The sequence below is a fragment of the Campylobacter sp. RM16192 genome, from assembly GCF_004803855.2.
Classification (GTDB): domain Bacteria; phylum Campylobacterota; class Campylobacteria; order Campylobacterales; family Campylobacteraceae; genus Campylobacter_A.
Genome location: NZ_CP012552.1, coordinates 200,477 through 226,870 on the forward strand (window position 1 = coordinate 200,477; position 26,394 = coordinate 226,870).

The window sequence follows — 26,394 nt, forward strand, 5'->3', positions numbered from 1 at the left end:
ATATTCTTCTTACAAACTAGTTAAAATATATACTAGCCATATCGTAACCATCGAGATAAGTGTCTGAAGCGTGATGATAACCGACATTAAATTTTTATCGCCTCCCATTTGACTTGCTAATATATAGCTTGACGTTGCTGTAGGCATAGAGGCAAAAAATATACAAACCATCACAGTTTGTGGCGATAAATCTATCATTGTAGAGCCTATAAAAACTATCATTGGATAAAAAATAAGTTTTAAGAAGCTAGATAAATAAAAATCAAGCCTTAAATGTATAATTTGTTCAAATTTTAATCCAGCTCCCACTGATAAAAGACCTGTTGTGATAGCAGCCGTTCCTATGAGCTTGAAGGGTTCAAAAATTTCACTTCTAACACCTAAAAAGTTTACAAAAATACCCAAAACACAGGCTAAAATCAGAGGATTTTTTACTATGCTTTTAAATGTATTTTGTAGCGAAAATTTGCCGTTTATAAGCGGTATTATAAAAGTCATTAAAAAGGCAGCGGTTAAGATGCCATTTTCTCCGTACATTGCGTTTACTATACCTAAAAAATATAGGTGTTATATCTTATTGAGCCTTGAAAGAAAGATGTAAATTTGGCAGGTTCAAATTTAGTAAAAAAATTGATAAATATGGCTAGTAAGACAACTATAAAAAAGCAAATTAAAACAAGCAATAGTGCGTTTGAGAGGTCATTTGATGTGCTTATCTTGGCTGTTGCGATTTTATAAAATAGCATGGATGGCATAAAAATATAGTAGGTCATACTATCTAAAATAGCCCAAAATTTAGATACTTTATAAAACTTTCTTTTTAAAACGAAGCCAAGCAAGATTATACAAAATATCGATAAAATAGCACTCACAATAACTTGCATAAAAAGCCTTTTATTTTAAATCTGAATTTGCAAAAAAAACAAATCATTACATTTGATATTATACTAGCACTTGAAACTTTTGATTAAACTATATTAAATTTATTAAGAAAATTCGGTTAAAACCGCTAAATTTTAACCGAATTGAGAGTGTTATTTGCTATTTCTTGAGAGGTATTCGCCAAGCGAAACTAGCTCTTTATCGTTTATCTCCGTCTTTCTAAAAAACGGCATGCTATGCTTTCCTTGTCTTACAAAAAGTGCCACAAATTCAGGAGTTATATCTGTCCTTTCTTCTAAATTTGCAGGAATTCCAGAGTCTTTATAAAGCACGCCAAGAGCGTTTGTGCCGGGCATTCCTGCGCCATGGCACGGCAAGCACCATGTGTCATAAATTTTCTTTCCCTCTTTTTGCTTTTCATTTAAATTTCCAGCCATACAAGCTAAAGCCGCAAGTGCCACGCAAGCTGTTATCTTTATCAAATTTCTCATTTTTTACCGCCTTTTTCTCTGCTGTCTCTTACATATTTTGGCCAAATTCCACCACGTCCCGGAGCTATGATGCCGTTTGGATCGATAGTATCTTTAAGCTGTTCTATGAAGCGTCTTAGGATGTGGTTGTTAAACGAATAAGTATTCATAACGTCATCTTGAAATGTCGGTGCCGCTCGGTAGTCGCCCCAGCCGTTTGCAGCCGCTACTTCGACCATCTTTCTATACACTTTTCTCATCTTTTTGTTGTGCTCTACGTCTGTTCGAGAGTTGCCAAAGCCAAGCATGAAGCAAAACGCGTGATACATCCAGCTTCTAGGGTGTGCAAACGGAGTTATCGGCGAAGGCATACCCATCTCATGAAATACGTCTATATAGACCTCTTGGCACTTAAGCAGTTCGCGCCCGTCGCGCGGTATGATAGGCGAAAACCAGACGTGACCGTCTTTTGGCTCGATAGTTTCACCTCTAGTGCTAAGCCAGAAAATCTCCATATTTGGGATACCAAGACTTACTTTATGCTTCATTTGCTTGATTTGTTCAGCACTCATAGGGAGGGCAAACTCTTGCACCATCTTTATCTCCGCACCTTTTATCTTTCTAAAGCGCTTTTTAACGTATTCGATGTTGGCATAAACTGCTTCTTTGTTGCCGTAAATCGGTATATCTATCTGCCAATATGGAATTTTATTTCTTAGCGCATAGTCTTGAATTTTCTCAAGATCAGGCTTGCCGCCCTTGCTTGTTAGGTATGATTTTAACTCAGGGTTCATCGGCTTGCCGTAAGGCGGATTTAGCGGGCTTCTATATAGAGGCCAACCCACGATAAATGAGTCTTCAAGGTAGTTTAGATTTTCAACTATCGGGACGATATCCTCTCTCATCGGCGCAGTTAGCGAAAGTAGGGCGTAATACTCAGGTTTTGGCATCATCCAAAAACCCATTTTGGTTACGATTCCGAAATTTGACTGAGCAAATAGCCCATCCACGTAAGCACCGTAACCGTATTTGTTCTCGGCAAAAGTCTTTGCTCCAGGAAGTGCGCCCATGCCCGTTCTCATCAGCTCTCCGTTTGGAAGCACTACCTCCATGCCGCAGTGAGCGCCGAAATGGTCGCGATACATGCCGTATGTGTAGCCCCAGCCGTGATCTAGCGCGTTGCCTACAGGACTGCCCCAGCCTGGATCAGGTATGTCCATCATCACGTTTAGATTGTGCTTTTCGCAGTATTCATAAAGCTCAAAGTAGGTAACTCCGGGCTCTAGGATACAGAAATTTCTCTTATCGTCAACCTCTATGATCTTATTCATCCTTTTTAGATCTACTACAACGTCACCGCGGCGATTTGGCGCACTTGAGCCGTAGCCTAAATTTTTACCGGTCGAGATAGGAAAAAGTGGAATTTTATGCTCGTTTGCGATCTTTACTATCGCTTGTACCTCTTCTACCGTTTTTGGCGCTACCGCCATAGAAGGCACCGCTTCTGTCTCCTCGTCCCACTCAGGCGAATACGCATCTCTATAAAGATCGACATCCTCTCTTTCGGTAAATACATTTTCAGCACCGATCGCTTTTTTAAATTTCTCAGCTGCCGCTTTGAAATTTTTCTCATCAACTCCTACAGGAAGTATCATATAACTGCTCCTTTTACATTTTTAGACGCCATTATCCACGAGCACATTATGCTTTCTTGCTCGCCTTTATTTGGCGTAGTCAGTTCAAATTTGTGACTGTTTTTCTCAAGCACGAAGCTGCTTAAATTTGTAGCCAAATTTCTTTGCCACTCCTTGCTTTTTAGGCTTTTTGAAATTTTATCGCTCATGCTTGCTGAGGTTTTTATCTCATGCTTAATGGCTCCGTTTTGTATAGTGTGAGTGCCGCTATGAAATAGCACAAATCCATAATCCTTAAGCAAATTTTGCATAACAAAGAACGTCTCATAGCTGCTAAGCCCTGTTATGACGCTGTTTGGATGTTTTTTAAGGCTATTTGTAAGCTTAAAATAGATATCTGATATATCGTTATCGACTTTTAACATCTTAGCTTTTCCGCCAGCTTTTAGGCTCTTTGCAAAGCTCTTGCTTATATCTGAAGTTTCATCGTATATGAGATGTGTGTAGTTAAATTTTTTCTTTAGCACTGTATTATCTGTACTTAAAGTATCGGCATATACTGCGCTTGTCAGGCTTATTGTAGCTGCTAGCCCACAGCCTTTTAGGAAATTCCGTCTGGAAAACTCATTCATCTGCCCTCCTTAGAAATAAAAAAGTAATATTTTAATAATAAAATGGTAGCTAGAATTATTTATATATAAGATAATATTTTGGTCTTAAATTTTATTTATAATCAATTATTAAGCTTATATCTAAATGATTTTAATTAGAAGATTTTATAAATTTAGATCGATTAAATTTCTTTTCAATGCTTGTTAGTACAAATTTTGCTAGCTCTAAGCCCTTTGATCGGTGAGAAATTTCAAGCTTAATATCGTCATCAAGCTCTCCAAGGGTTTTATTAAGGCCATTTGGTATAAATAGCGCGTCATAGCCAAAGCCGTTTTCGCCTCTTTCTTCCGTAATTGCAGTTCCGTACATAAAGCCGTGCATGCTAAACTCTCCAAATTTGCTTGCAACCGCAATACAAGCTGTATAATGCGCTGGCGATGAGCTTAAATCTAGCTCTTTTAGCTCAAAGATCAGTTTAGCTCTATTTGCCTCGTCTGTTGCCGGCTCGCTAAATCTGGCAGAATAAATTCCAGGTCTTCCGCCAAGAGCATCAACGCTAATGCCGCTATCATCGCTTAAAGCTATAAATTCGTCTTGCAAATTTAGCTCGCAAATTTTATTATAAACCGCTCTTGCTTTAATGAGTGCATTATCTTTAAAGCTACTTCCGTCCTCAATGATCTCAAAAGGCTCACAAATCTCACTTAAAGCGTAAATTTCATACTCTTTTAGGAAGCTTTTTATCTCTTTAACTTTGCCTTTATTTGATGTGGCTAGTAATATTTTCACGGTTTGCCTTTTTCAAATTTTAATCGTGATTTTACCTAAAATCTATTTAAAATTTAAAAATATCTTAGCCATTTTAAGCTACAATCTCTCTTTTAAAAGGAAAATTTATATGTTAAAAAGTGTTTTGCCTCTATCTTTTATTATAGGAAGTAGATTTTTTGGTATTTTTATCATCTTGCCGGTTATTAGCGTATATGCCTTGGAGCTTAACTACTCGAACGAATTTTTAGTTGGAGTTTTGATCGGTGTTTACGCGCTTACTCAGGTTATATTTCAGATACCTTTTGGATATATTTCAGATAGGTTTGGTCGCAAGATCACTCTGCTTTTTGGGCTTTTGATATTTATCGTTGGAGCTTTGATTTGCGCTAATGCGACTGATATTTACACTATGATTTTGGGTCGTTTTATTCAAGGAGCCGGCGCTATAGGCGGAGTTGCCACTGCTATGATAAGCGATAGCACAAAAGAGGAAGTGCGAGGCAAGGCAATGGCTATAATGGGCGCATTTATCGGCATAAGTTTTGCGCTATCTATGCTCGTAGCTCCGGTAATGAGTGCGAAATTCGGGCTTTCTAGCCTATTTTATCTAAGTGCCGCTTTGAGTCTTTTTTGTATTATCCTTTTATACACTGCCGTTCCAAAAGAGAGCAAAACCTGGCATGAAGAGGAGAAGACTCCGTTTTTTAAACTACTTTCAAACAAAAATTTATTTCTTATGAATACTACAAATTTTATGCAAAAGATGCTGATGTCTGTAGCTTTTTTCATCATTCCTATCGCTTTGGTTCATAATTTTGGCGGAAGCAAAGATGAGCTTTGGAAGATTTATGCCGTTTCGACGGTTTTTGGATTTATCGCAATGGGTTTAGGTGGCGCAATGGGCGAAAAAAGAGGTCTTGGTAAGCACCTTTTGATACTTGGCATAGTGCTATTTATAGCCTCTTACCTCTTTTTTGCTTTGGCAAATAGCGAGATAGTGTTTTGTATAGGTGTTGTGCTGTTTTTCGTAGGCTTTAACATGCATGAGCCTATAATGCAGTCAATTGCTTCAAAATTTGCAAAGGCTAACGAAAAGGGCGCTGCTCTTGGCGTATTTAACTCATCTGGTTTTATGGGTAGCTTCATAGGCGGAGTCGGGGCTGGAGTATTGCTAAAATATTTTGATTTAGATGTTCTTTGTGCTGTTTTCATAGCACTTTGTATTATTTGGCTCGTGCTTTTAAGATGGCTTGATAATCCTGTGATATTTAAAAATTTGTATTTTGGATTAGATCAAGGTCTAGACTTTGAACTACTTAAAGATGAAAAAGGTTTGATAGAGTATTACAAGACTTCGGCAAATTTTGTCGTCAAATACAATTCAACTCTAATTACCGAAGAGAGAATCAGAGAGATTTTAAAAGCTTAAATTTTTATTTAGCAATATTTTATTTATTCTTTATTAAATTTTGAATATAATTACCAAAATTATTTAAAGGATAAACAATGTGTGATTTAAAACAAAAAATTGACAAGCTTTTTGAAGATCAAAAGATGTCTGTTTATGAGGCTGCAAAGCAACTTGGAGTTAGCGAGTTCGAGGTTTTAAAACATAGAGGCAAGGACGAGTTTAAGCTTATTGGCTCTGAGCATTTGGAAAAAATTTTTGAAGAGCTTAGTAGCTGGGGAGAGATGAATTTTATAAAAAATACTCCTGAATTTATAATAGAGATTAAAGTTAAAGTTTCAAGCCCTAAAAAAGCTCAAGGATATTTAAATTTCTGCGGTAAAAGTGGCTTTTTAGGCGGACATTTAAAAGAAGATGCGATAGCCAATATAGGCTTTGCAAGTACTAAATTTATGGGTATGCTTGGACATAGTTTGCATTTTTACGGCAAAGACAATAATATAATCTTTAAGCTTTATATAAATCGCGACGAGAAGCATAACCTAGACTCAGAGCAAGAGAAGAAATTTTTCGCGCTAAAAGATAGTTTCTAAAAATTTTTTAGTCATCTTGCCATATATTAATTTTTAGAGGTTGGCAAGATGACTGCTGCAAATCAAATTTACGATATCTTAATCATCGGTGCAGGAGCTGCCGGGCTCTTTTTGGCAGCAAATTTGCACGGCAAAAGTGTAGCTATCCTTGAAAAAAATCCCTCCGCCGGCAAAAAAATCATCGCAAGCGGTGGCGGCAAGTGCAATGTCACGAACCGCTATATAAGCGCGCAAAACTATCTTGGCGATGAAGAATTTGTCACAAAGACTCTTTTAAATTTAGACTTTAGCGAAGTGCTTGAGTTTTTTAGCGAGCTTAAATTTAAAGAGATAAAACAAAATCAATTTTTTTGTGCTAGCTCGGCCAAAGACGTTCTTGGCGTGCTTTTAAGAGCGTCGCAGCAAAGCGGAGCAAAGATATTTTACAACTGTGATGTAAAAAGTGTTTCTAAAATTTCAGATCCTACTAAAAGCGATGCTAACGCCCATAATGGTTTATCAAATTCACAAAATGAAATCTTTGAAATCTTAACTCATAACGGGCAAAAATTCAGCTGCAAACATCTTGTCATCGCAAGTGGCGGACTTAGCTACAAGGCTCTTGGTGCAAGTGATATAGGCTACGAGATAGCTATGAGCTTTGGCATGCAAGTAGCTAGAACAGCTCCCGCTTTAGTCGGTTTTACGGTTCAAAAAGATGAGTTTTGGTTTAAAAATTTAAGCGGCGTTAGCCTAAATGCCGAAATTTCTTTAAGCGCAAAAAATATAGCCGAGCGAAAATTTAGCGGAGATGTTTTGTTTACACATAAAGGCATTAGCGGACCAGCGGTCTTAAACGCTTCATTATTTTGGCAAAAGGGCACGATGAGTATAAATTTTTTGCCAAATTTTAGCTTTAAAAATTTAAACTCAAAAAAGCAGCTTTCTACGATTTTACCGCTTCCAAAGCGATTTACTCTTGAGTTTTTGAAGTCAATAAATTTAGCCGATAATAGCTTTAATGAATATAGCCAAGCCGAAAAAACCGAAATTTTAAAGCTGCAAGAGTACAAATTCGCACCTGCTGGCACATTTGGCTTTGAGCGAGCAGAGGTTACAAAAGGCGGTGTGCTAACAAACGAGCTAAATCAAAATTTTGAGAGCAAAAAACAAAGAAATTTATACTTTATAGGCGAAGTTTTAGACGTTACTGGCATGCTTGGCGGCTATAACATACACTTTGCCTTTGCAAGCGCAAAAGTAGTGTCTGATTGTTTGGAATTAAGGCTTGAAAGATGGTTAAATTATAATTAATAAAAAATATTTTTTAAAATACTAATTAAGATGGAGGACTGCTTTGCTAATAGTTGAAAATCGAGGATTCTATTTATCGCACAGTATTACTGAATTATTTGAAGATTAGGTACTGAATCCTGATACTGCAAATCAACTTATAAAAAAATTACAATCAGAATTAAAAGAATATTATAAAGTATTTTTTGAGAAGTATTGGTTTGATAAATATAAAGAAAAATCAAAATATATAAAATTTATAGTGTCCACAGTAGAGGATTTATATATAAAAAAATACGGCATAAAAAGCTTTATCATTAAATTCTATCACGATTGATTTGCTGCTATAGAAAGTTATATTGAACGAAATTTTGATTTTGCTAATGATATTGATACTGCTATTGAAGATTTTCAAATAGATTTTAAAGATAAACTGTATGAGCTTGTTATTGAGGTTTCAAAAGTTTTGGAAGAAAATAAAATTATAGAATTTAGCAAAGGCTATAAATATGGATTTCCTTCTATTAAAGTAGACGAAAAAAAATTATGTACAATTCAACAACAAACAAGATTATTTTTTGCAAAGAACTCATTTTTTTATAGATAGTAGTAAATTTTATAAAATAAGACGTGGATTTAATGATCAAAAAATAAATTTTTCAGAAGCTGTTTTGAGCCCGTATAATCTTTTGAGATTGTGGACCTACTGTTTTTGGAATAAGGATGTTTATAGTCTTGATAAAGATATAAATTCTATTTCTAGTTTATTGGATATTGACTCATACATTTTGAATGAAAGTTCAATATATAATAAAATTTAAAATATTTATATAGAACTATTGTATAAGATAAAATTTTTAGATAATAAAATATATAAATCAAAATACTTATCAGAGGCCTATCGGCTAAACAATTATTTTTTGCAAAAAAATAAACTATTTCATTCTTTTTTCGAAAACAGCGTTGAGAATTGTGTATTTCATCAAAAAACAATAGAAAATTTTGATCAGAAAAAAGCTGATTATAACGATGCTGAGTCCAAATTTATATTTATGCTTAATGCTTTGAGAGCAAAAGAAAAATCCAACTCTGATAAAACAATTCAGTATGTTTTAACATTTTTAATTCTTTTTACAATTATATCTGTATCAAACGACATTTTACAACTTTCAAATGCTAACTTTTTAGATAATCATGGCATTAGTATAGAGATTATGAGTAGGCTTTAAATAGTTTCATTGATAGTTTTTGCTATATTTTTGGCGTTTTTTTCTTAAAAAGAAAAATAGACGATATTTATTAAGGTTTAGGCTGATTTTACAGCCTAAACCATCTTTAGAACTTCGACTACTTCACCTTTTGCGATGAATTCGGTCTCTTTTGGGATGATTAAAAGAGCCGCGTCTTTTAAGAGGTTATTTACGATAGCCGAGCTTCCAAGCTTTTTGCCGTCTAAATTTACGTAAATTTTGCCGTCGCGATTTACTAAATTTACAGCCGTAAATTCCAAAAACGGCGAGCGTTTTTTATAGTCTTCATCCATTATCGCTGTTATCTTTGGCTCGGGCAGATCAAACCAAGCGTTTATCAAAACTCGCACGTAAAGCACGCACATAACCATCGCCGAATACGGAAATCCAGGAAGTGCAAAGATGTATTTATCCTCGCTTTTTACGACTTTTATATGTCTGCCTGGTTTTATCGCCGCTCCGTCTATTATTATCTTAAAGTTTTGATCGAGCGCGCCCTTTACGAAGTCGTAATCCCCCATGCTAATTCCACCCGTAGTTACTAGGATATCGGCACTCTTTAAAGCACTGATGATAGCCTCTTTTACGGTGTCGGCGTTATCTTTTGCGATCTCGCAGATGATCGGCTCGGCTCCTATTTTGCGCACCATTTGGGCGATTGCGATGTGGTTTGAGCTGTGAATTTGAGCAGAGTTTAAAAGTGGCTCGCCAAGATCTCTTATCTCGCTTCCGGTTGCTAGTATCGCAACTCGCGGGCGCACAAATACGCTTATGTGAAACATCCCAAGCTCAGCCATAAGCGCAACTTCTGCGTAGCCTATTTTGGTGCCTTTTTTGATTAGAATTTCGCCTTTTTTGTAGCTCTCGCCGACCTCTCTAACCGCAAAGCCTTTATTTACATGCTTTTTTATTATGATTTTAGAGCCTGCAACTTCGACGTTTTCAACAGGCACAAGCGTGTCTGTGCCCTCACTCATAAGCGAACCTGTAAAGGTTTTGATACACTTTGAGCTCTCTACGATAATACCCTTATCGGTGCCTGCCGGAAGGTCGGTGATGAGCTCTAGTTCTCTTAAATTTTCACTCCATTTAAACGCGTATCCGTCCATAGCAGAAGTAGGCTTTGGTGGGTAGTTATCTGCCGCAACGACATCGGTAGCGATATGGCGATCAAGTGCTTCGGTGATGGCTACTTTTTGAACTTTATCCCAAGGTATGATCGTCGAGCGCAAAATTTTTAAAGTGTCATCATATTTAGCCCATTCTTTCATTATATATCCTTAGTATGATTAGAGTATTATTTAAAATTTGCATATTCTATCATTTTTGTTTTAAATAAAGTAGTAAATTTATCACCTTTTTATTTTCACAATTGTAAAATCTTACACAAGAAATCAGGTTGATTTTACAATTATTCAAGGAACTTCAATGAATTTTTCAAATTATAAGTGGTTTATCGCTGCCGGCGGTGCTTTGGGCCTACTTGGCGCGATTTTAGTATATTTTGGCAATCCTGGAAATATGGGTGTATGCGCCGCTTGCTTTTTGCGCGATACAACTGGTGCGCTCGGGTTTCACAGAGCTGCTGTCGTGCAATATGTAAGACCTGAGATCATAGGTCTAATAATAGGTGGATTTATTGCCAGTATGTTTTGGACTAAGGAATTTGCCGCAACTACAGGCTCGTCACCATTTACTCGCTTTTTCTTAGGTGCTTTTGCGATGATAGGATGTCTTGTTTTTTTAGGATGTCCTTGGAGAGCTTTTTTGCGTTTAGGCGGTGGTGATATGACCGCAATAGCTGGATTTGTAGGGCTTGCTGCCGGAGTTGGTATAGGAATATTCTTTAAAAAACGCGGATATGCACTTACGGAAGGCGACAGACTTCCTGCGGCTATGGGATTTTTGCCTACTATTATAGGAGTGATTATGCTTTTGGCTTTAGTGCTTGGGCTAAAGCTAGGCGATAATGCGCCTTTATTTGAGTCGGCTAAAGGTCCTGGATCTCAGCATGCTCCTATAATTGCCTCACTTGTTTTAAGTATTATAATTGGTGCTTTGATGCATAAGAGTAAATTTTGTAGTGTTGGAGCATTTAGTAGGTTATTTCACAAAGACTTTTCGATGTTTAGTGGAATTATCAGCATAATAGTATTTGCAACTATCGCAAATATGGCTCTTGGGCAGTATAAATTTGGCTTCGAGGCTCAGCCTATAGCGCATAATAACTATATATGGAATTTTTTAGGTATGGTTCTTGCCGGGCTTTGCTTTAGTTTAAGCGAAGGATGTCCTGGTAAGCACTTAGTTCAAATGGGTGCAGGAAATTTAAGCTCTGTGATTTTTGTTATAGGCATGATGGCTGGTGCGGCAGTGGCGCATAACTTTTTATTAGCGAGCTCTCCAAATGGAATAACTGCGGCAGCACCTTGGGCGGTAGCGATAGGATTTATATTCGCTGTATATGTTGGATTTTTCCATAAGAAAGTTGCCTGATCGGCATAAATTTATCCAAACTACGCTGTATATGGCATAGTTTGGACAAAATAATAAGTTATGCTAAAAGCCCTGCGCCTTTTATCGCTTGGCTTCGCTCTTTGGCATAAATTCTTTCGCCGTCTATCACATCGTATTTCCAGATAGGGGCGTTTGCTTTAAAGTCCTCGACAAATTCGTTGATTAGCTTTAGTGCAACCTTTCTTTGAGGGCTTACCACGCCTGCGACATACGAGCTTGTATGCACAGCCACATCGCCTTTTGAGTGAGCAAAGAGGACGTGAGCATTTTCTTTTGCCGCTTTTTCTTCCCAGCCTTTTAGCCATTTTGCTAAAATCGGCTCATATATATCAAAGCTAAGCGCACTTATGCCGCCTTCTTCGCGCACGATGCCCACAAATGTGATAAACGCACCGCAATTTTTATCTTTAAACTCGTTATACCAAGCGTTTGTGATCTTTTCTACTTCCAAGCTTCCTTCGTAAATTTCCATCTTAACCTCCGCAAACAGGTGGCAAAATAGAAATTCTATCGCCGTCTTTAAGTGGTGCCTCAAGAGAGCTAACTATCTCGTCATTTAAAGCTACAGCACAAATTTTAAGCCACTTGTTTAATTCAAAATTTGTATATTTATTTAGCTTTTCTTTAACTTCAGATAAATTTGAGGCTTCAAGCTTTATATTATCAAGCTTTATAGGTCCTAAAAACTCAATTTCTACCATCATACATCCTTTAAAAATTTATCCCATTTTAGCCTAAAATTTTTAAATTTAGATATACTAGTAAACTTATATTTATAACTCAAAGAGAAAAAATGAAAGAAATAATAAATAGTATAAAAACACCTGCTTATGTCTGCGAAGAGGCGCTTTTACGCAAAAATTTAGAAATTTTAAAACGTGTTAAAGATGAAAGCGGCGCGAAGATTCTAGTAGCGCTTAAAGGCTTTGCGCTAAGCGGCGTGATGGATATCGTAAGCGAATATCTTGACGGAGCTACTTGCAGCGGCTTGCATGAGGCAAAATTTGCAAAAGATTACATAAAAGGCGAAATTCATACCTATTCGCCGGCGTTTAAAGACGAGGATATCGATGAAATTTTAGATATCTCAAAGCATGTTGTTTTTAATAGCTTTAATCAATGGCAAAAATTTAAGGATAAAGCTCTTGGAAAAGGCGCTATATGCGGACTTAGAGTAAATCCTGAAAGTTCGGTTGCGCCGACTGATATGTATAATCCGTGCGGCAAATTTAGCCGTCTTGGAATAACCGCTAAAAATTTTAGAGCTGATCTGCTTGATGGTATCACGGGGCTTCATTTTCACGCGCTTTGCGAAGAGAGTGCCGAGAGCCTAGAGACCGTACTTATGGCGTTTGAAGAGAAATTTGGCGAGTTTATACCTAAGATGAAGTGGATAAATTTCGGCGGCGGACACCATATCACTAGAAAAGACTATAACGTCGATCTACTTATAAAACTAGTTAAAAATTTCCGTCAAAAATATGGAGTTGAAGTATATCTGGAGCCCGGAGAGGCAGTTGGCTGGCAGTGCGGATTTTTGATATCAAGCGTGCTAGATATCGTTGAAAACGAGAAAAATATCGCCATCTTAGACACATCAGCTGAAGCGCATATGCCTGATACCATACTAATGCCTTATCGTCCGGCTGTGCGCGGCGAGAGTAAAAACGGCAAATTTAGCTATCGCTTTGGCGGCAATACCTGTCTTGCAGGCGATATCGTGGGGATTGACGCCGGCAATGCCGAATATAAATTTGATAGCGAGCTAAAGATCGGCGATACAGTGATATTTGAAGATCAGATCCACTACACTATCGTAAAAAACACGACTTTTAACGGAATCAAACTGCCTGATCTGCTACTTCTTAAAGAAAACGGCGAAATAAAAACAATTAGAAAATTTGGATACGAGCAATATAAGGATAGGAATTAAAGAGATAAAATGATAGTTAATAAAAGCTATGAAATTGCTTCATGTGATGATGTAGAGCTTAATATCAAGCGAGATTCACTTTTGGAATTTCGTATAAGTTATGATAACGAGTGCGAGATAGAAACTGTGCTATTTGTAGTGTCAGGACTTGGCGGCGATGCAGATTCATCTTACAAACAGCATCTGGCCGAGTTTGCTGTAAAGGAATTTGGTGTGGCTGTTGTAATTGTGAATTATCATTGTATCGGAAATAGACCTCAAGTCGGTTCTGTATTTTGTATGGATAGAATTGATCAGTACTATTTAGCTGCCAAATGCCAAGAGATAGGTATTCCTTTAAGTGGAGATCTAAGCTCTTTAGAGAGTTATCAAATGACACAAAGCATTTTGCTTGGTCTTAATCAAACACTATCTGACAAAAAAGCCAAAGGAGAACTTCCTGATGATTATTTAATGGAACTTTCCGTAACTATTCAGCCAACTAAAAATGAATATCAAAATTTTGGTATTATGCAAGCTCAAGATCTCATAAACACACTGCTTTTTATTAAAAATTCTCCGCCATTTAAAGTTTTTGGAGCAAATACGGATAATCTTAATATTATTATGCTGGGTAGCTCACATGGTGGATATTTAGCTCACATGGCTGCAAAAATTGCCCCATGGTTAATTGACGGAGTGATAGATAATAGTTGTTATGCAAACAATCCTTTTTCTTTTATAGGATTTGGCAAAGAGGTTGACTATAAAAAATATTATGGCTTTTCAACTACACTATTTTTTAATAATATTAATATCTTTTGCTCTGATAAGACTTATTGGACCTTAAATCAAAATTCGCCAAACTATTTCTCTGAAGCAAGGGAGGAGATACGTTATTTGTTAAATTTGGATCACTTAAAAATACAAAGTGGGTATCCAAAGCCAATTTACGTCAGTTATCACTCCGTAAAAGATACTAGTATTGCTCCAGCAAGCGACAAGGCGGAGCTTTATAAAATACTTCGAGAGTTTGGATTCGATGCTACTTTAAATATGATAAAAGATGAGAGTGAAATAGACGGTAAATTTATTAAAAATTTAGAACATGGCATGAATATGTCTATAAAAAGCCTTATTAAAAAAGAGCTATCAAAAATGATTAAAAAGCTAAAAAAAGTAAAAAAAGAGCCTTGGAACCAAAAAAGCATAAGTTATAAAAGTGTTGATTTGATATATAAATTTTATGAGATGGATGATAAGATAAATTTGGCAATTTCTAAAACAAAACAATAAAATTCATAAAAATATCATACTTAATTCTAGTTTTTTAAAATTTATACTATTTTGATAATAATATAAATTGATTTTGAGATTTGTTTCTAATAAAAAATAGTAAAAATTTGTTTTCAGGAATAGCTCTAAAAGCCCTAAAAATAGGGAGTTTTAATTATGCAATTAAGGCATATTTAAGCTAAAATTAACTTTTTGGTCTTATATTTTTTTAAGTATATTTGCTAAGCTTAGTCGTAGTATAGTTTCATTGTCGAAATTTAGATAAACACTTTCGACATTTGAGATTAAAAGGGAAATAAAGATGGCAAGTATGAGGGAAATAGCAGCTGCTAGAGCGCTTTACTATTCGCTTTTTTCAAGACTTTTTGTCTTTAGTATTAAAGAGGATAGATTTGATGGCGTTTCAAAAATGCTCTCTTTGATGACTACTGCTAACTTTGATGAAAATTCTGCCGCTGCCATAATGAGGCTTAGCTCAAATTTTAATGAGAAAAATCCACAAAATATAATAGATGAATACGATAATATATTTCATGCCCCTCCAAAACCACTTAGAAATAGCCTCTCTTACTATGATGAGGGTTTTGAGATAGGAAATGTATGCGCAAAGATAAGAAAGATATTGGCGCATACGGACATTAGGAGGGATGAGAAAAATTTCAAAGAGAATGAAGATAGTGTCGGATTTGTTTTTACTCTTATGAGCGAATTTGTAAATAGAGCTGCCATAGGAGAAAGTAAGTATGAAGAGCTTGCCGGGCAGCTATTTAAAGAGATAATAAATCCATATATAGATCAATTTTGTGAAAAATTATTTATGCACGAAGAGGCTAAAATTTATAAAGATGTAGTAACGCTTCTTCAAAGCTTCATAGAGTTTGAAAGAGTGTGCTATGAGTTATCAAAACCTCCAGTTCGTGACGAGTCAAGCAAGAAATCTTATGACAATATATCTCGTTCGGAGATGATTAGAAGAGAGAAAAATAGAGTTAGAAAAATGACAGCTAAAAATTTTGAGGGAGAGGAATAATGGAAAAAACAAGACGTGAATTTCTCAAAAAACTTGGTTTTGCCGGAAGTGCAGCAGCTGTAGCTGCAACTGCTGCATATTCTGCGGGATCAAATTTAAAAAGTGGGAAAAGTAAGAAAAATGAGGTGCTTTATACAAGAAGCAAAACATGGGAATTTTACTATCAACAAGCAAAGTAAATTTAATAAGGTATAGAAAGGGCTAGGATGTCGCAAGCTAATATAGGTATTGCGCCAAGCAAAATCGGTCGTAGATCGTTTTTGAAGATGGCATCGCTTGCTACTGCCATAGGCTCTGTTAGCGGACTTGCCGCAAGCGGAGTTACAAGAGAGGCTAGTAGTGAAGAGAAAAAGAATCCATTTCCAAATTCTCGAATCGTAAAGAGCATCTGTACAGCATGTTCTGTGGGGTGTGGAGTTATTGCAGAGGTTGAAAATGGTGTTTGGGTTCGTCAAGAGGTTGCTCAAGATCACCCAGTAAGTGCAGGTGGTCATTGCTGTAAGGGTAGCGATATGATCGATATGATTCGCTCTCATTGTCGCTTAAAGTACCCTATGGTTAAAGAAAATGGCAAGTGGAAACGCATAAGTTATACTGAAGCGTTTGACAGAATAGGCGCTCAGCTTAAAAAATATAGAGAGGAAAATCCGGAACAAGTGATGTTTCTAGGTTCTGCCAAAGTTAGCAACGAACAAAGCTACTATATAAGCAAATTTGCTGCTATGTTTGGAACGAACAACCTAGATCATCAAGCTAGAATTTGACATAGTGCAACAGTCGCCGGTGTGGCGAATACTTGGGGTTACGGCGCTATGACAAACCACCTTGGAGATATCCAAAACGCAAAATCTATATTTATAATAGGCGCAAATCCGGCGGTTAATCACCCTGTTGGATTTAGACATTTCTTAAAAGCTAAGGAAAATAACGGCGCTAAGCTTATCGTGGTTGATCCAAGATATACAAGAACTGCGGCTAAGGCTGATTATTTCGCTCAAATTCGCCCGGGAACGGATATTCCTTTTATGTACGGAATGATGAATTTGATCTTTGAAAACGGCTGGGAAGATAAAAAATTCATAGAAGATAGAACTTACGGTATAGACTTAATCCGCGAAGAGGCTAAAAAATGGACTCCTGAAGTGGTCGAGGATGTAACGGGCGTAAAAGCTAGCATTCTTAAAGAGATAACCGAAGTTTTCGTTAAAAACAAACCGGGCTCCGTTGTATGGGCTATGGGACTAACTCAGCACACTATAGGAAGCTCAAACACTCGTATAGCTCCTATCCTCCAGCTAATACTAGGCAACATGGGCGTAAGTGGCGGCGGATGCAACATCCTTCGCGGACACGATAACGTTCAAGGCGCAAGCGATATGGCAAATGCTCCTGATAGCTTACCGGGATATTATGCTAAAAACGAAGGCTCTTGGAAATATTTTGCCAAGATGTGGAAGGTTGATTACGAGTGGTTGCAAGGAAATTTCGTTAAGCCTGAATGGATGTTTAAACCGGGCTTTACTCTTGCTAGATGGTGGGCTGGACCGCTTGACGGAAAGAATGGAAACGATCCTATAGATAACGCAGGAGCAAGCCTAAAGGCGCTATTTGTCATAGGAAACGGTATCACATCCACAGCTCAACAAGCAAAAGTACAAGAGGGTCTTGATAATCTTGAGCTTCTCATCCTAGCCGATCCTTTCGTAAATGAAGCGGGTATTGTTACAAATAAAAAAGATAATATATTCTTGCTTCCTTCTGCTACTCAGTTTGAGACAAGCGGAACGGTTGTAGCCACAAACCGCTCAGGGCAGTGGAGATCTCAGGCTATCGAGCCAATGTATGAGAGCAAACCTGATCAAGAAATTTTATTTGAACTTGCTAAACGTATAGGATTTTATGACGAATTAACCAGAACTATTCGTGATGAAAACGGTAAGATCGAGTGGCCGGAAGCCGCTACTAGAGAAATTTCAAGCATAGTAAAGAGTATAGGTCTTACGGGATGGACTCCAGAGAGATTAAAGAGACATCAGGAAAATTGGGATAAATTTGACGATCAAACTCTTATTGGTAAGCCTGGAACTGCAGTTGAGGGTGAATATTATGGATTGCCTTGGCCTTGCTGGACGACTAAGCATCCTGGAAGCCCTAATTTATATGATATAAATAAACCTGTTATGCAGGGCGGTATGGGCTTTAGAAATCGCTTTGGTTTAGAGCATAACGGCGTAAATCAGCTAGCAGGAGAGGGGTCTGCACCGGTTGGTGGAGTTGCAAGTGGCGGTTATCCTCAAATTACAAAAGAAAACATCGAAAAAGTTTTAGGCATAACTTTAACAGAAGAAGAAAGAGCCAAAATGGGCGCAAGCTGGGCTACCGATAGTAGCGGTATAATAGCCGAAAAATGTATGGAAAAGGGTATCGCTCCTTACGGAAATGCAAGAGCAAGAGCGATAGTATGGACTTTTGCAGATCAAATTCCTCAACACCGTGAGCCAATACATTCGCCAAGAACAGATCTTGCCAAGAAGTACCCAAGCTTTAAAGATAAACCAAATCACTACCGCGTATTTACAAAATACGAGAGCTTGCAGCAAAGCACAGATTTTGCTAAAGATTTCCCTGTAAATTTGGTTACCGGACGTTTAGTAAATCTAAATGGAGCTGGAATGGAAAATAGAGCTAGCAAATATCTAGCGCGTTTAACTCCTGAGATGTTTGCTGATGTGCATCCTGATTTGGCTGCAAAATATCAGCTTAAAAATGGCGATATGATATGGATTTACTCTCCTGAGGGAACTAGAATTAAAGTAAAAACAAGGATAGTTCATTCTGTGGCTCCTGATATGGTATTTTTACCGTTTCACTTTGCAGGAGTTATGCAGGGCGTTGATTTGACTGGAAATTTCCCGGACGGAACTAAACCTTTCGCATCCGGAGAGAGTGCAAATACGGTTACTAACTACGGCTATGATATAGTAACTCAAATTCCAGAAACAAAAGGCGGTCTATGCCGCATAGAAAAGGCGTAATATGAGCGATTTAACTAGATTAAAATTTTATTGCGATGATGATAGATGTATTGATTGCAACGGATGCGCAGTAGCTTGTGACGAGGCTCACGAGCTACCTATAGGCGTTAGAAGGCGCAGAGTTATCACATTAAATGAAGGAATTCAGGGCAAAGAAATTTCTACGTCTATTGCTTGTATGCACTGCGAAGATGCTCCATGCTCGCTTGTATGTCCTGTGAACTGTTTTTATATCAGAAACGACGGAATCGTCCTTCACGATAAAGAAATTTGCATAGGATGCGGATATTGCTTGTATGCTTGTCCTTTCGGTGCTCCACAATTTCCAAAAAGTGGTGTATTCGGAGTTAAAGGCTCTATGGATAAATGTACTATGTGTGCAGGCGGTCCTGAAGCTACAAATAGCGAACATGAGTTTGAAGAGTATGGCCAAAACAGAATTTCTGAAGGCAAAGTGCCGGTATGTGCCGCAATGTGTTCAACAAAAGCGTTACTTGTGGGGGAATCTGCTATAATTGCACAAATCTATCAAGACAGGGTAAACGCTAGAGGTTACGGTATAAAAGATATCAAGCAGAGCCCAACTTGGAAGATAGCCTATTACACAAAGGATAGATTATGAGAAAAATATTATCTCTTTTTGCGTTTGTTATAAGCGCTTTTGCTCTAAATTTACCTGACGGCACAAATCAATACGAAAGTAATGTTTGGGCTGCAGGCAGGGTTGAAAACATAAAGCCTTATGAAGATGGCTTTGGGCCACTCTTTACATTTATTCAAGGTAATGACTATTTCGCGTTTGGCGTTGTTGCAATAATTGCTGCCGTTGTATTTGCTTTTGTTTTGCACTTTTTAATTATAGGTCCAAAACACTTTAGTCACGATGGCAAGAAAATTTACGCCTTCGGAGTGATAGAGCGTGTATCTCATGCTCTTGCGGCAGTATCTTGGGTAATTCTTGTTCCAACCGGTATCATTATGATGTGGGGTGATCTTTTTGGCGGCGGAACATTTGTTAGGGTTTGTAAAAATTTACACGGCATATCTACTATAATATTTGCGGTTTCTGTGCCTCCTATGATTTTATATTGGACAAAAAGAATGCTTCCTGCGATCTATGACATCAAATGGATGATGATAGTGGGTGGCTACCTTTCAAAGGTTAAGCGCCCTGTGCCAGCTGGCAAATTTAACGCGGGACAAAAGGCATGGTATTGGATAGCTATCCCTGGCGGAGTAGTTATGATAGCAACAGGAGCTGCGATGTATTTCTTAGACTTCTCAACTCCAAACGTTGCAGGAATGCTTGGCATGAGCCAGATAGAGGTTCTTAGGCTCTCAGCTATCATCCACAATATCCTAGGTATCGTGTGTGCTGTTTTCTTCCTTGTGCATATTTACATGGCGGCAATCGCTATTCACGGAGCGATTTGGTCTATGGTTACGGGCTATAAAGAGGAAGAAGAGGTGGCTATACTTCATAGCTATTGGTATAAAGAGCTTCAAAGTAAAGGTCAAATTTAAAATTTATAAACAGGGGAATTTGGATTCAAATTCCCTTTAAATTTAAAATTTAAGAAATGTGCTAAAAAATCATAACAAATAGCTTCAAGATACCCAATATTACGATATAAAATAAGTTTAAGTTTTATGCTTTATTTAAGTTAAAATCTAATACAATTCAAATGTAAATTTTAATAGAATAACTATGTTTTATTAAAATTTAAAGGAAGTCGATGCAACCGATTTATACTACGCAAATCACCAAATTTAAAGGCGATGAGCAAATTTTAAAAGATGATATTTTGGTTCGTGAGATCAAGCTTGAAATTCAGATCAACGACAAACGCTTCGGTGTTATGATGGCGACACCTGTGGATCAAGAAGCACTTGCCGTAGGTTATCTTATAAGCGAGAATATAATAGCTAGTCCAAAAGATATAAGCGAAGTTAGGCTTGAGGATGACGGACTTATGGTCAAAATATCCGCAAAAGTAAATGAAAAGAGTATGAAACGCTTTGATGAAGAAGCTATCATCATAAGCGGATGCGGTAGAGGACAAACCGCCAACATCGATCCGGAGGCGATGGCGGCAAGAGTCGTAAAAGCCGATGTCAAATTTAAAAAAGATGAAATTTTAAAGCAGATGGGGCAGTTTTACACGCAGTGCGAGCTTTATGAGATGACGGGCTGTGTGCATACGGCAAAGCTTTATGTGGATGAAAATACTTTCTTTATCGGAGAGGATATCGCTCAGCATAACACTATTGATAAAGCAGTAGGCAAGGCCTGTTTAGCAGGAGTTGATCTGAGTAAGACATTTTTGATGGTTAGCGGAAGATTAAGCTCTGAAATGGTAGCAAAGGCTGTTATGCACGGTTTGCCTGCACTTGTTTCGCGCACGGCTCCGACTAGCCTTGGAGTGCTGATAGCGCGTAAATTTAACCTTACTCTTTGCGGATTTGCAAGGGGTGAAAATATGAATGTTTATAGCGGACTTGAGAGGACTATAGGATGAGTAAAGAGGTCGAAAATTTGATAAATGATCTGCTGAATTCAAACGGCAGACTTGATTGTGGTTCGGCTTTTAAAATTTCAGCCAAGACAAAAACGCCTATCGAAGAAGTCGGCAAAATAGCTTCAAACATCGGCGTTAAGATAGATAACTGCGAGCTTGGGCAGTTTGGAAAGCTTGATTGTGAAAGCGGAAGTGTAGAGGTTTTAGCTAAGCTTGAGCCGTTTTTGGATGAAAAAAGAAGGATATTTTGCGCTGACGGTAGAGACGTGGCTAAAGGGGTTGGGTTAAAGAAAATTCGCTCAACTTTAAAAGATTATAAGATCGACGTAAAATACTGTAAGCTAGGCTGTTTTAAAGAGAAAAAGGGTAAAAAAATGGTAGTAAAAACTAAAACTTGGATAGAAAATGCCGAAGGCGAGCTAATCTTTGGCAAGGGTAAAACTGAGGTGCTTGAGGTGATCGCTCAGGTTGGCTCTATCTCTAAAGCGGCTGAAATTTTAGGAATGAACTATAAAAAGTGCTGGAATCACTTGCAAATTTTACAAAAAAACATGAAAGAAGATCTTGTAAATACAAAGCAAGGCGGCGGAGATAACGCAGGAACCACGCTAAATGAAAGAGCTTATGAGCTTATTAACGCTTATAAGTAGCTTCAGGCCGACATCGAAGAGTACGCGAACAAGCGTTTTAAAGAGCTGTTTATAAAAAAAGAAGAGAAATAGCAATCAAATTTATACAAGGGAGAAAATATGTATATCAAACTAAACGACAGAGTCTATCTTAATAAAGATAAGATCACAAGAGTAAAAGTTGATAGCGTGCAAGACGGTATCAGAATCCGCTTCTACGAGGGTCAAAACCAAGTTGCAAAGAGCGGAAAATTCGAAAGCGAAGCAAAAGCTATCGAATGGCTTGAGAAAAACTTCGTCAACAAATAACAACCACAAAAGGCGCTTAGTAGATCTAGGCGCCGTAACTTTTAAAATTTCACTTCTGCGAAAATTTCAACTCTGCTTTTAACTCTTTAAAATTTAAAATGATATAATCTCCTTTAAGCTTCAAGGTTTGTCGACTAGAGTCCGTTTGAAGAGACAAGAAAAAGGAAAAATATGCAAATAGATTGTAGAAATTTAGAGTGCCCGCAACCGGTTATAAACACTAAAAACGCCTTAAACGAGCTAAAAGAGGGCGAAATTTTAGAAATTTTAGTAAATGCCGTAGCTCCAAAAGAGAACATTAGCCGTTTTTTAACTAGTCAAAATATCAAATTTAGCATCTTTGAAAACGGCAATGAAACCACGATAAAAGCCGTTAAAAGCGGAGCTAGTATAAAAGCCGAAAATTTTGATGAGTTTATCTGCAATGTGCCTAGCAAGGCAGGCAAAGTTGTGTATATAAACGAAGAGTACGCAGGAAGCGGAGCCGTGGGCGTTGGGCTTATGTCAAAATTTATAGGCGCTCTTCTTCAGCTTGAAACGAAGCCTTATGCGGTAATTTGCGTAAATAACGCAGTTAAAATGACGACTGACCGCGGACATGTCAGCTTTACTCCTCTAAAAGAGCTTGAAAGAGCAGGCGTAAAAATTCTAAGTTGCGGAAGCTGTTTGGAGGCTTATAAACTGGTTGATAAATTAAGTATCGGCGAGATGACAAACGCGTATGAAGTCGTGAGTCTGCTTGATAAATATGATGTGATAAAGCTATGATGTATAACGATAAAAGACTCACTAAATTTGTATCCGCTGCGGGTTGAGCTGCCAAACTGGACCCGTCGGGTCTACACAAAAGCATTGGCGGACTTGATCTGGCGCACCAGAATTTGCTTACGCGAGTGGATACGAACGAAGATGCTAGCGTCTTTAAGCTAAGCGATGAGATTGCGCTCGTGCAGACACTTGACTTCATCACTCCAGTTGTCGATGATCCATATCTTTACGGTCAAATAGCCGTGGCAAATTCTCTTAGCGATATCTTTGCTATGGGTGCAAAGGTTATAAACGCGCTAAATATCGTAGGCTTTGATAGCTGCCACTTTGAGCCTGAAGTTTTAAGCGAAATTTTGCAAGGCGGACTAAGTAAGGTGCGCGAGTGCGGCGGTGCGCTTGTGGGCGGACACAGTATCGCGACTAAGGAGATGTACTACGGAATTAGCGTAACGGGAAGCGTGCATCCAAGCAAATTTTGGGCGAATAATACAGCACGCGCTGGCGACGTGCTAATCTTAACAAAACCTCTTGGAATGGGTGCGTTAAGCACTGCGATCAAGGCTGATATGCTGGAGTTAAATCAGATAAAAGAGGCTGCAAACTATATGGCTCAGCTAAATTTTTATGCCGTGGGTGCCATGAGTGAAATCTGTGTTTCTGCGGCTACCGATATAACGGGATTTGGCTTTTTGGGGCATTTAAGCGAGATGTTAAGAGATGATATAGGCTTTGAAATTTTTGCCGACAAAGTGCCTATCTTAAAGAGTGCAAAAGAGATGGCGAGTATGGGACTTTTGCCTGCGGGAAGTTATAAAAACCGCGAATTTGCAAGTAAATTTGTAAGCGGAAAAGAGGCTGATATATTGCTTTATGATGCTCAAACTTCAGGCGGACTCTTGCTTGCAGTTGATGAAAAGAAAGCAAATTTAGCGCTTAAACGCTTAAAAGATGTCGGATATGAGATGAGTTCTATAGTGGGTTTTGTTACTAAAAATAACACAAATAATATAAATTTAATTTAGGATAAATTTTAAAAATTGATAAGTATTGTAAAGTCCATTTAGACTTGAGAGTAGTTTATAAAGCTTTATGGATAGAAATTTAATCTTTTTAATTTTATAAAGTTTGTTTGGTCATTTATTTGAATTTCAACTATATTTAATACCTGTTATCAAATATATAGTAAAGTGGATTTTAAGGATTTTTTTATAAAAAGCAAGGCCTAATTTATTTTACAAGGAGCAGAAATGGCTGCAAAAGAGATTAACCTAGAGGATTTAAAAAACGATATTGATCCACTAAAATCAGATTTAAAAGATATTGTAAAATCAATTAAAGATATCGGAGTTTCTAAAGTTGAGGCTGGCAAGGATAAAATTTTAGATCAGATAGATGTCGAAGAGATCAAAAAATATATAGACGAGCTAAAAGCAAAAGGTAAAGATAGCATTGATAGCGTAAATGACACTATCAAAGAAGATCCTATTAAAAGCGTTGCCATAGCTGCTGGAGTTGGCTTCGTGCTAGCTTGGTTGCTCAAAAAATAATGGCAAATATATCTGAGTTCATAGTCTCTGTTGTAGAGCTTGTCGAGGCTCAGGCTGATGATATAAGGCACTCTTTTTTTAAGAGTGCCAGCGGCTTTTTGCTGACTGTTACGGCGACTGTATTAGCCATCATAGGATTTATATTTTTCCTTGTCGGGTTAAATATACTTTTAGTTTCTATAATAGGTGAGGTTGCAGCGTATTTATCGACCTCTTTTGTCGCTTTTATAGCCGCATTTATCATATATAAGGTAGCTTCATGGAAAGCAAGATGACAAGAGAAAAGCTGGGTGTAGTCGTCGCTATGCTTGAGGGAAGGGATAAAAACAAAAAGCGCTTAAGGCTCGAAGAGGCAAAGCTTAGGATGCTGTTAAACGATCCTGGCTTTGACATCTCTCGCGAGCTTAAATTTATAAATCAAGGCAGGATTGCCGATGCTTTGATAAATTTTATAGATAAAAATTTGATTATGCCCGCTTTAATCAAGCTTTTTAAAAGATAGAATAGATAAAATAACTATCATAAAAGGAGATTTTATGGAGCATTTGGATTCTAAAAACTATTTGGAAATTATAAATTTTCGTCATGCTTGCAAGATTTTTGACGAAAAAAAGAAGATAAAAAGTTCTGATTTCCAGTTTATTTTAGAGGCTGGAAGATTAAGTCCTAGCTCTCTTGGGCTTGAGCAATGGGATTTTATAGTTGTCCAAAACCCTGTTATGCGCGAGAAGATAAAAGAAAAATCTTGGGGGCAAACTCAAATCACTACTTGTTCTCATCTTGTAGTTGTCCTTGCAAAGATCTCTGAGCTAAAAAGCGGTAGCGAGTATATAGATAAGATGATAGATAGATTTCCTTTTAAATCGCCTGAAGAGCGCGCAGCTAAAGAGGAGTTTTATAAAACCAAATTAGCGCAAAAGCTTCAAGATAATGATGAGATTATCTTTCAGTGGGCGCACGAACAGTGTCTTTTTGCGGCTTTAAATATGATGAATGCGGCGGCAAGTATTGGGGTGGATAGTTGCCCTATGGAGGGCTTTGAGCGCGAAGAGGTAGGTAAAATTTTAGGCATTGACCCGCTTAAGCACCGCGTAGCTATCATCGTGCCGTTTGGCTATAGACTAAATGAACAACCTCCAAAATATCGCCGTGATATGAGTGATGTCGTAAAGTGGATAGAGTAAATTCAGGGGCTATTAACCCTGAATCTATTATAAAGTAAACTTTAGTAGTCTGGCTATCTCTTTGCCTGTTTCCTTAAGCATTAAATCACTGCTTAGGCCAAATCTGTTGCCAAGAAAATACGTTATTATAACCAAAATCCCATCTTTGTTTTTAAAGTAGTAAAATTTCTTTCCTCCGGCTTCGCTTTGTTTAATATCTACATTATCATCGCCAAACGCTTTTATAAAGTCATCTTTATAGCTTATTCCTACACATATTATTAATTTTGGTTTGTAAATTTTTACCCTTTTTCTCATCTCTTTAAAGCGGTTTTCTTGTATCCATTGTATATACTCGTTCTTGGTTTTAAAGCCTGTAGCGATGCTAAGTTGCTTATTCCAGAGAGCAAAGTCAGTATTTTTAAAAGCCAAAGGATATAAATTTAGCTTAAAATAACCTTTTGAATTGATAACAAACGGTTTTACTTCCTCGTTAAACTTTAAAATGTCGGCATATCCGTTTAAAGACGCTAAAAGTTTGAGAGCTTTTTGATTAAATTGATAGGCTAAATTTTCCTCGTTGTTTTCATAGCCTTTAGGTATGCTTTCCTCGTTGTTTTTAAAAATATTTTCTAACTCATCTTCGTTAAAACCTATTCCCCACTCTATGCCACATAGCCACGTGCTTGGATTCTCAGGTGACCCTATATCTCCACCATCACATCCGCTAAAGCCTAAAGCCCACTTTTTAAAATATTCTTCTGTCATATTATCCTC

General features: G+C 37.5%; 30 protein-coding genes and 1 pseudogene. 21 read left to right on the plus strand and 10 right to left on the minus strand.

Features of this window, described 5'->3' with window-relative positions:
- Positions 1-9 precede the first annotated feature (9 nt).
- The 6 genes from CDOMC_RS01020 to CDOMC_RS01045 form a co-directional block, all read right to left on the minus strand.
- Complete coding sequence (locus CDOMC_RS01020) at positions 10-498, minus strand: AEC family transporter (protein WP_218975680.1); 489 nt, start codon at positions 496-498, stop codon at positions 10-12.
- Positions 499-551: 53 nt separating this feature from the next.
- Positions 552-884 carry a hypothetical protein gene (locus CDOMC_RS01025; protein WP_172127172.1) on the minus strand — a complete coding sequence of 111 codons (333 nt, stop codon included), beginning with the start codon at positions 882-884 and terminating at the stop codon, positions 552-554.
- Between the two features lie 150 nt (positions 885-1,034).
- Entirely contained in the window at positions 1,035-1,373 is a 339-nt protein-coding gene (locus CDOMC_RS01030; protein WP_172127174.1) for a c-type cytochrome, read from the minus strand.
- The gene (locus CDOMC_RS01035) at positions 1,370-3,007 is read right to left on the minus strand and encodes an FAD-binding oxidoreductase (protein ID WP_172127176.1); all 1,638 of its coding nucleotides are present in this window, start codon (positions 3,005-3,007) and stop codon (positions 1,370-1,372) included. Before CDOMC_RS01035 ends, CDOMC_RS01030 begins: the two co-directional genes overlap by 4 nt.
- Positions 3,004-3,618: a hypothetical protein gene (locus CDOMC_RS01040; RefSeq protein WP_172127178.1), complete on the minus strand. Its 615-nt coding sequence runs from the start codon at positions 3,616-3,618 to the stop codon at positions 3,004-3,006. Before CDOMC_RS01040 ends, CDOMC_RS01035 begins: the two co-directional genes overlap by 4 nt.
- 130 nt (positions 3,619-3,748) lie before the next feature.
- Positions 3,749-4,387 carry a non-canonical purine NTP pyrophosphatase gene (locus CDOMC_RS01045; RefSeq protein WP_172127180.1) on the minus strand — a complete coding sequence of 213 codons (639 nt, stop codon included), beginning with the start codon at positions 4,385-4,387 and terminating at the stop codon, positions 3,749-3,751.
- 109 nt (positions 4,388-4,496) lie between these two features.
- On the opposite strand from CDOMC_RS01045, the gene CDOMC_RS01050 reads away from it, so the two are divergent.
- From CDOMC_RS01050 to CDOMC_RS01065, 4 genes are all read left to right on the plus strand, one after another.
- Complete coding sequence (locus tag CDOMC_RS01050; RefSeq protein WP_172127182.1) at positions 4,497-5,798, plus strand: MFS transporter; 1,302 nt, start codon at positions 4,497-4,499, stop codon at positions 5,796-5,798.
- Between the two features lie 77 nt (positions 5,799-5,875).
- Complete coding sequence (gene hutX / locus CDOMC_RS01055; RefSeq protein WP_172127184.1) at positions 5,876-6,370, plus strand: heme utilization cystosolic carrier protein HutX; 495 nt, start codon at positions 5,876-5,878, stop codon at positions 6,368-6,370.
- Positions 6,371-6,418: 48 nt separating this feature from the next.
- Positions 6,419-7,663: an NAD(P)/FAD-dependent oxidoreductase gene (locus CDOMC_RS01060; protein WP_172127186.1), complete on the plus strand. Its 1,245-nt coding sequence runs from the start codon at positions 6,419-6,421 to the stop codon at positions 7,661-7,663.
- An 818-nt stretch (positions 7,664-8,481) separates the two neighbouring features.
- Positions 8,482-8,871, plus strand: a complete 390-nt coding sequence (locus CDOMC_RS01065; RefSeq protein WP_172127188.1) for a hypothetical protein — start codon at positions 8,482-8,484, stop codon at positions 8,869-8,871.
- 95 nt (positions 8,872-8,966) lie between these two features.
- On the opposite strand, the gene CDOMC_RS01070 is transcribed toward CDOMC_RS01065, so the two are convergent.
- On the minus strand, positions 8,967-10,163 hold the full coding sequence (locus CDOMC_RS01070; protein WP_172127190.1) for a molybdopterin molybdotransferase MoeA: 1,197 nt from the start codon (positions 10,161-10,163) through the stop codon (positions 8,967-8,969).
- A 157-nt stretch (positions 10,164-10,320) separates the two neighbouring features.
- Between CDOMC_RS01070 and yedE the strand changes: the two genes are divergently transcribed.
- Positions 10,321-11,388, plus strand: a complete 1,068-nt coding sequence (yedE, locus tag CDOMC_RS01075; protein WP_172127192.1) for a YedE family putative selenium transporter — start codon at positions 10,321-10,323, stop codon at positions 11,386-11,388.
- A gap of 58 nt (positions 11,389-11,446) precedes the next feature.
- Here the strand turns inward: yedE and CDOMC_RS01080 are convergent, their stop codons facing one another.
- Together CDOMC_RS01080 and CDOMC_RS01085 are read right to left on the minus strand one after the other, a co-directional pair.
- A complete protein-coding gene (locus CDOMC_RS01080) occupies positions 11,447-11,881 on the minus strand; it encodes a molybdopterin synthase catalytic subunit (RefSeq protein WP_172127194.1) in 435 nt (144 codons plus the stop codon).
- Position 11,882: 1 nt separating this feature from the next.
- Complete coding sequence (locus tag CDOMC_RS01085; protein WP_172127196.1) at positions 11,883-12,110, minus strand: MoaD/ThiS family protein; 228 nt, start codon at positions 12,108-12,110, stop codon at positions 11,883-11,885.
- 92 nt (positions 12,111-12,202) lie between these two features.
- On the opposite strand from CDOMC_RS01085, the gene nspC reads away from it, so the two are divergent.
- The 16 genes and pseudogenes from nspC (at position 12,203) to CDOMC_RS01170 (ending at position 25,638) form a co-directional block, all read left to right on the plus strand.
- Positions 12,203-13,342: a carboxynorspermidine decarboxylase gene (nspC, locus tag CDOMC_RS01090; protein ID WP_172127198.1), complete on the plus strand. Its 1,140-nt coding sequence runs from the start codon at positions 12,203-12,205 to the stop codon at positions 13,340-13,342.
- Between the two features lie 9 nt (positions 13,343-13,351).
- Positions 13,352-14,617: a DUF2920 family protein gene (locus tag CDOMC_RS01095; protein WP_172127200.1), complete on the plus strand. Its 1,266-nt coding sequence runs from the start codon at positions 13,352-13,354 to the stop codon at positions 14,615-14,617.
- A 301-nt stretch (positions 14,618-14,918) separates the two neighbouring features.
- On the plus strand, positions 14,919-15,647 hold the full coding sequence (locus CDOMC_RS01100; RefSeq protein ID WP_172127202.1) for a TorD/DmsD family molecular chaperone: 729 nt from the start codon (positions 14,919-14,921) through the stop codon (positions 15,645-15,647).
- Positions 15,647-15,826 (plus strand): twin-arginine translocation signal domain-containing protein, encoded by a 180-nt coding sequence (locus CDOMC_RS01105; RefSeq protein WP_169975626.1) that lies wholly within the window; start codon positions 15,647-15,649, stop codon positions 15,824-15,826. Before CDOMC_RS01100 ends, CDOMC_RS01105 begins: the two co-directional genes overlap by 1 nt.
- Before the next feature lie 27 nt (positions 15,827-15,853).
- The gene (locus tag CDOMC_RS01115; RefSeq protein ID WP_236861324.1) at positions 15,854-18,682 is read left to right on the plus strand and encodes a formate dehydrogenase subunit alpha; all 2,829 of its coding nucleotides are present in this window, start codon (positions 15,854-15,856) and stop codon (positions 18,680-18,682) included.
- 1 nt (position 18,683) lies between these two features.
- Complete coding sequence (gene fdh3B, locus CDOMC_RS01120) at positions 18,684-19,304, plus strand: formate dehydrogenase FDH3 subunit beta (RefSeq protein ID WP_169975630.1); 621 nt, start codon at positions 18,684-18,686, stop codon at positions 19,302-19,304.
- On the plus strand, positions 19,301-20,206 hold the full coding sequence (locus CDOMC_RS01125) for a formate dehydrogenase subunit gamma (protein ID WP_172127204.1): 906 nt from the start codon (positions 19,301-19,303) through the stop codon (positions 20,204-20,206). The genes fdh3B and CDOMC_RS01125 overlap by 4 nt, the downstream gene beginning before the upstream one ends.
- A gap of 212 nt (positions 20,207-20,418) precedes the next feature.
- Complete coding sequence (gene fdhD, locus CDOMC_RS01130) at positions 20,419-21,201, plus strand: formate dehydrogenase accessory sulfurtransferase FdhD (RefSeq protein ID WP_172127206.1); 783 nt, start codon at positions 20,419-20,421, stop codon at positions 21,199-21,201.
- Positions 21,198-21,848: pseudogene (locus CDOMC_RS01135) on the plus strand (winged helix-turn-helix domain-containing protein); the annotation flags it as partial. The gene fdhD and the pseudogene CDOMC_RS01135, both read left to right, overlap by 4 nt.
- Before the next feature lie 102 nt (positions 21,849-21,950).
- Complete coding sequence (locus CDOMC_RS01140) at positions 21,951-22,139, plus strand: sodium-dependent tyrosine transporter (protein ID WP_172127208.1); 189 nt, start codon at positions 21,951-21,953, stop codon at positions 22,137-22,139.
- Between the two features lie 171 nt (positions 22,140-22,310).
- The gene (yedF, locus tag CDOMC_RS01145) at positions 22,311-22,907 is read left to right on the plus strand and encodes a sulfurtransferase-like selenium metabolism protein YedF (RefSeq protein ID WP_172127210.1); all 597 of its coding nucleotides are present in this window, start codon (positions 22,311-22,313) and stop codon (positions 22,905-22,907) included.
- Positions 22,907-23,929, plus strand: coding sequence for a selenide, water dikinase SelD (selD, locus tag CDOMC_RS01150; RefSeq protein ID WP_172127212.1), 1,023 nt, complete (start codon positions 22,907-22,909; stop codon positions 23,927-23,929). Before yedF ends, selD begins: the two co-directional genes overlap by 1 nt.
- 225 nt (positions 23,930-24,154) lie before the next feature.
- Complete coding sequence (locus CDOMC_RS01155; RefSeq protein ID WP_172127214.1) at positions 24,155-24,454, plus strand: DUF883 family protein; 300 nt, start codon at positions 24,155-24,157, stop codon at positions 24,452-24,454.
- Positions 24,454-24,729: a hypothetical protein gene (locus tag CDOMC_RS01160; protein ID WP_172127216.1), complete on the plus strand. Its 276-nt coding sequence runs from the start codon at positions 24,454-24,456 to the stop codon at positions 24,727-24,729. The genes CDOMC_RS01155 and CDOMC_RS01160 overlap by 1 nt, the downstream gene beginning before the upstream one ends.
- Positions 24,714-24,956: a hypothetical protein gene (locus tag CDOMC_RS01165; protein ID WP_172127218.1), complete on the plus strand. Its 243-nt coding sequence runs from the start codon at positions 24,714-24,716 to the stop codon at positions 24,954-24,956. The genes CDOMC_RS01160 and CDOMC_RS01165 overlap by 16 nt, the downstream gene beginning before the upstream one ends.
- Positions 24,957-24,990: 34 nt before the next feature.
- Entirely contained in the window at positions 24,991-25,638 is a 648-nt protein-coding gene (locus CDOMC_RS01170; RefSeq protein ID WP_172127220.1) for an NAD(P)H-dependent oxidoreductase, read from the plus strand.
- A gap of 27 nt (positions 25,639-25,665) precedes the next feature.
- Here the strand turns inward: CDOMC_RS01170 and CDOMC_RS01175 are convergent, their stop codons facing one another.
- Positions 25,666-26,385, minus strand: a complete 720-nt coding sequence (locus tag CDOMC_RS01175; protein ID WP_172127222.1) for a hypothetical protein — start codon at positions 26,383-26,385, stop codon at positions 25,666-25,668.
- Positions 26,386-26,394: the final 9 nt, after the last annotated feature.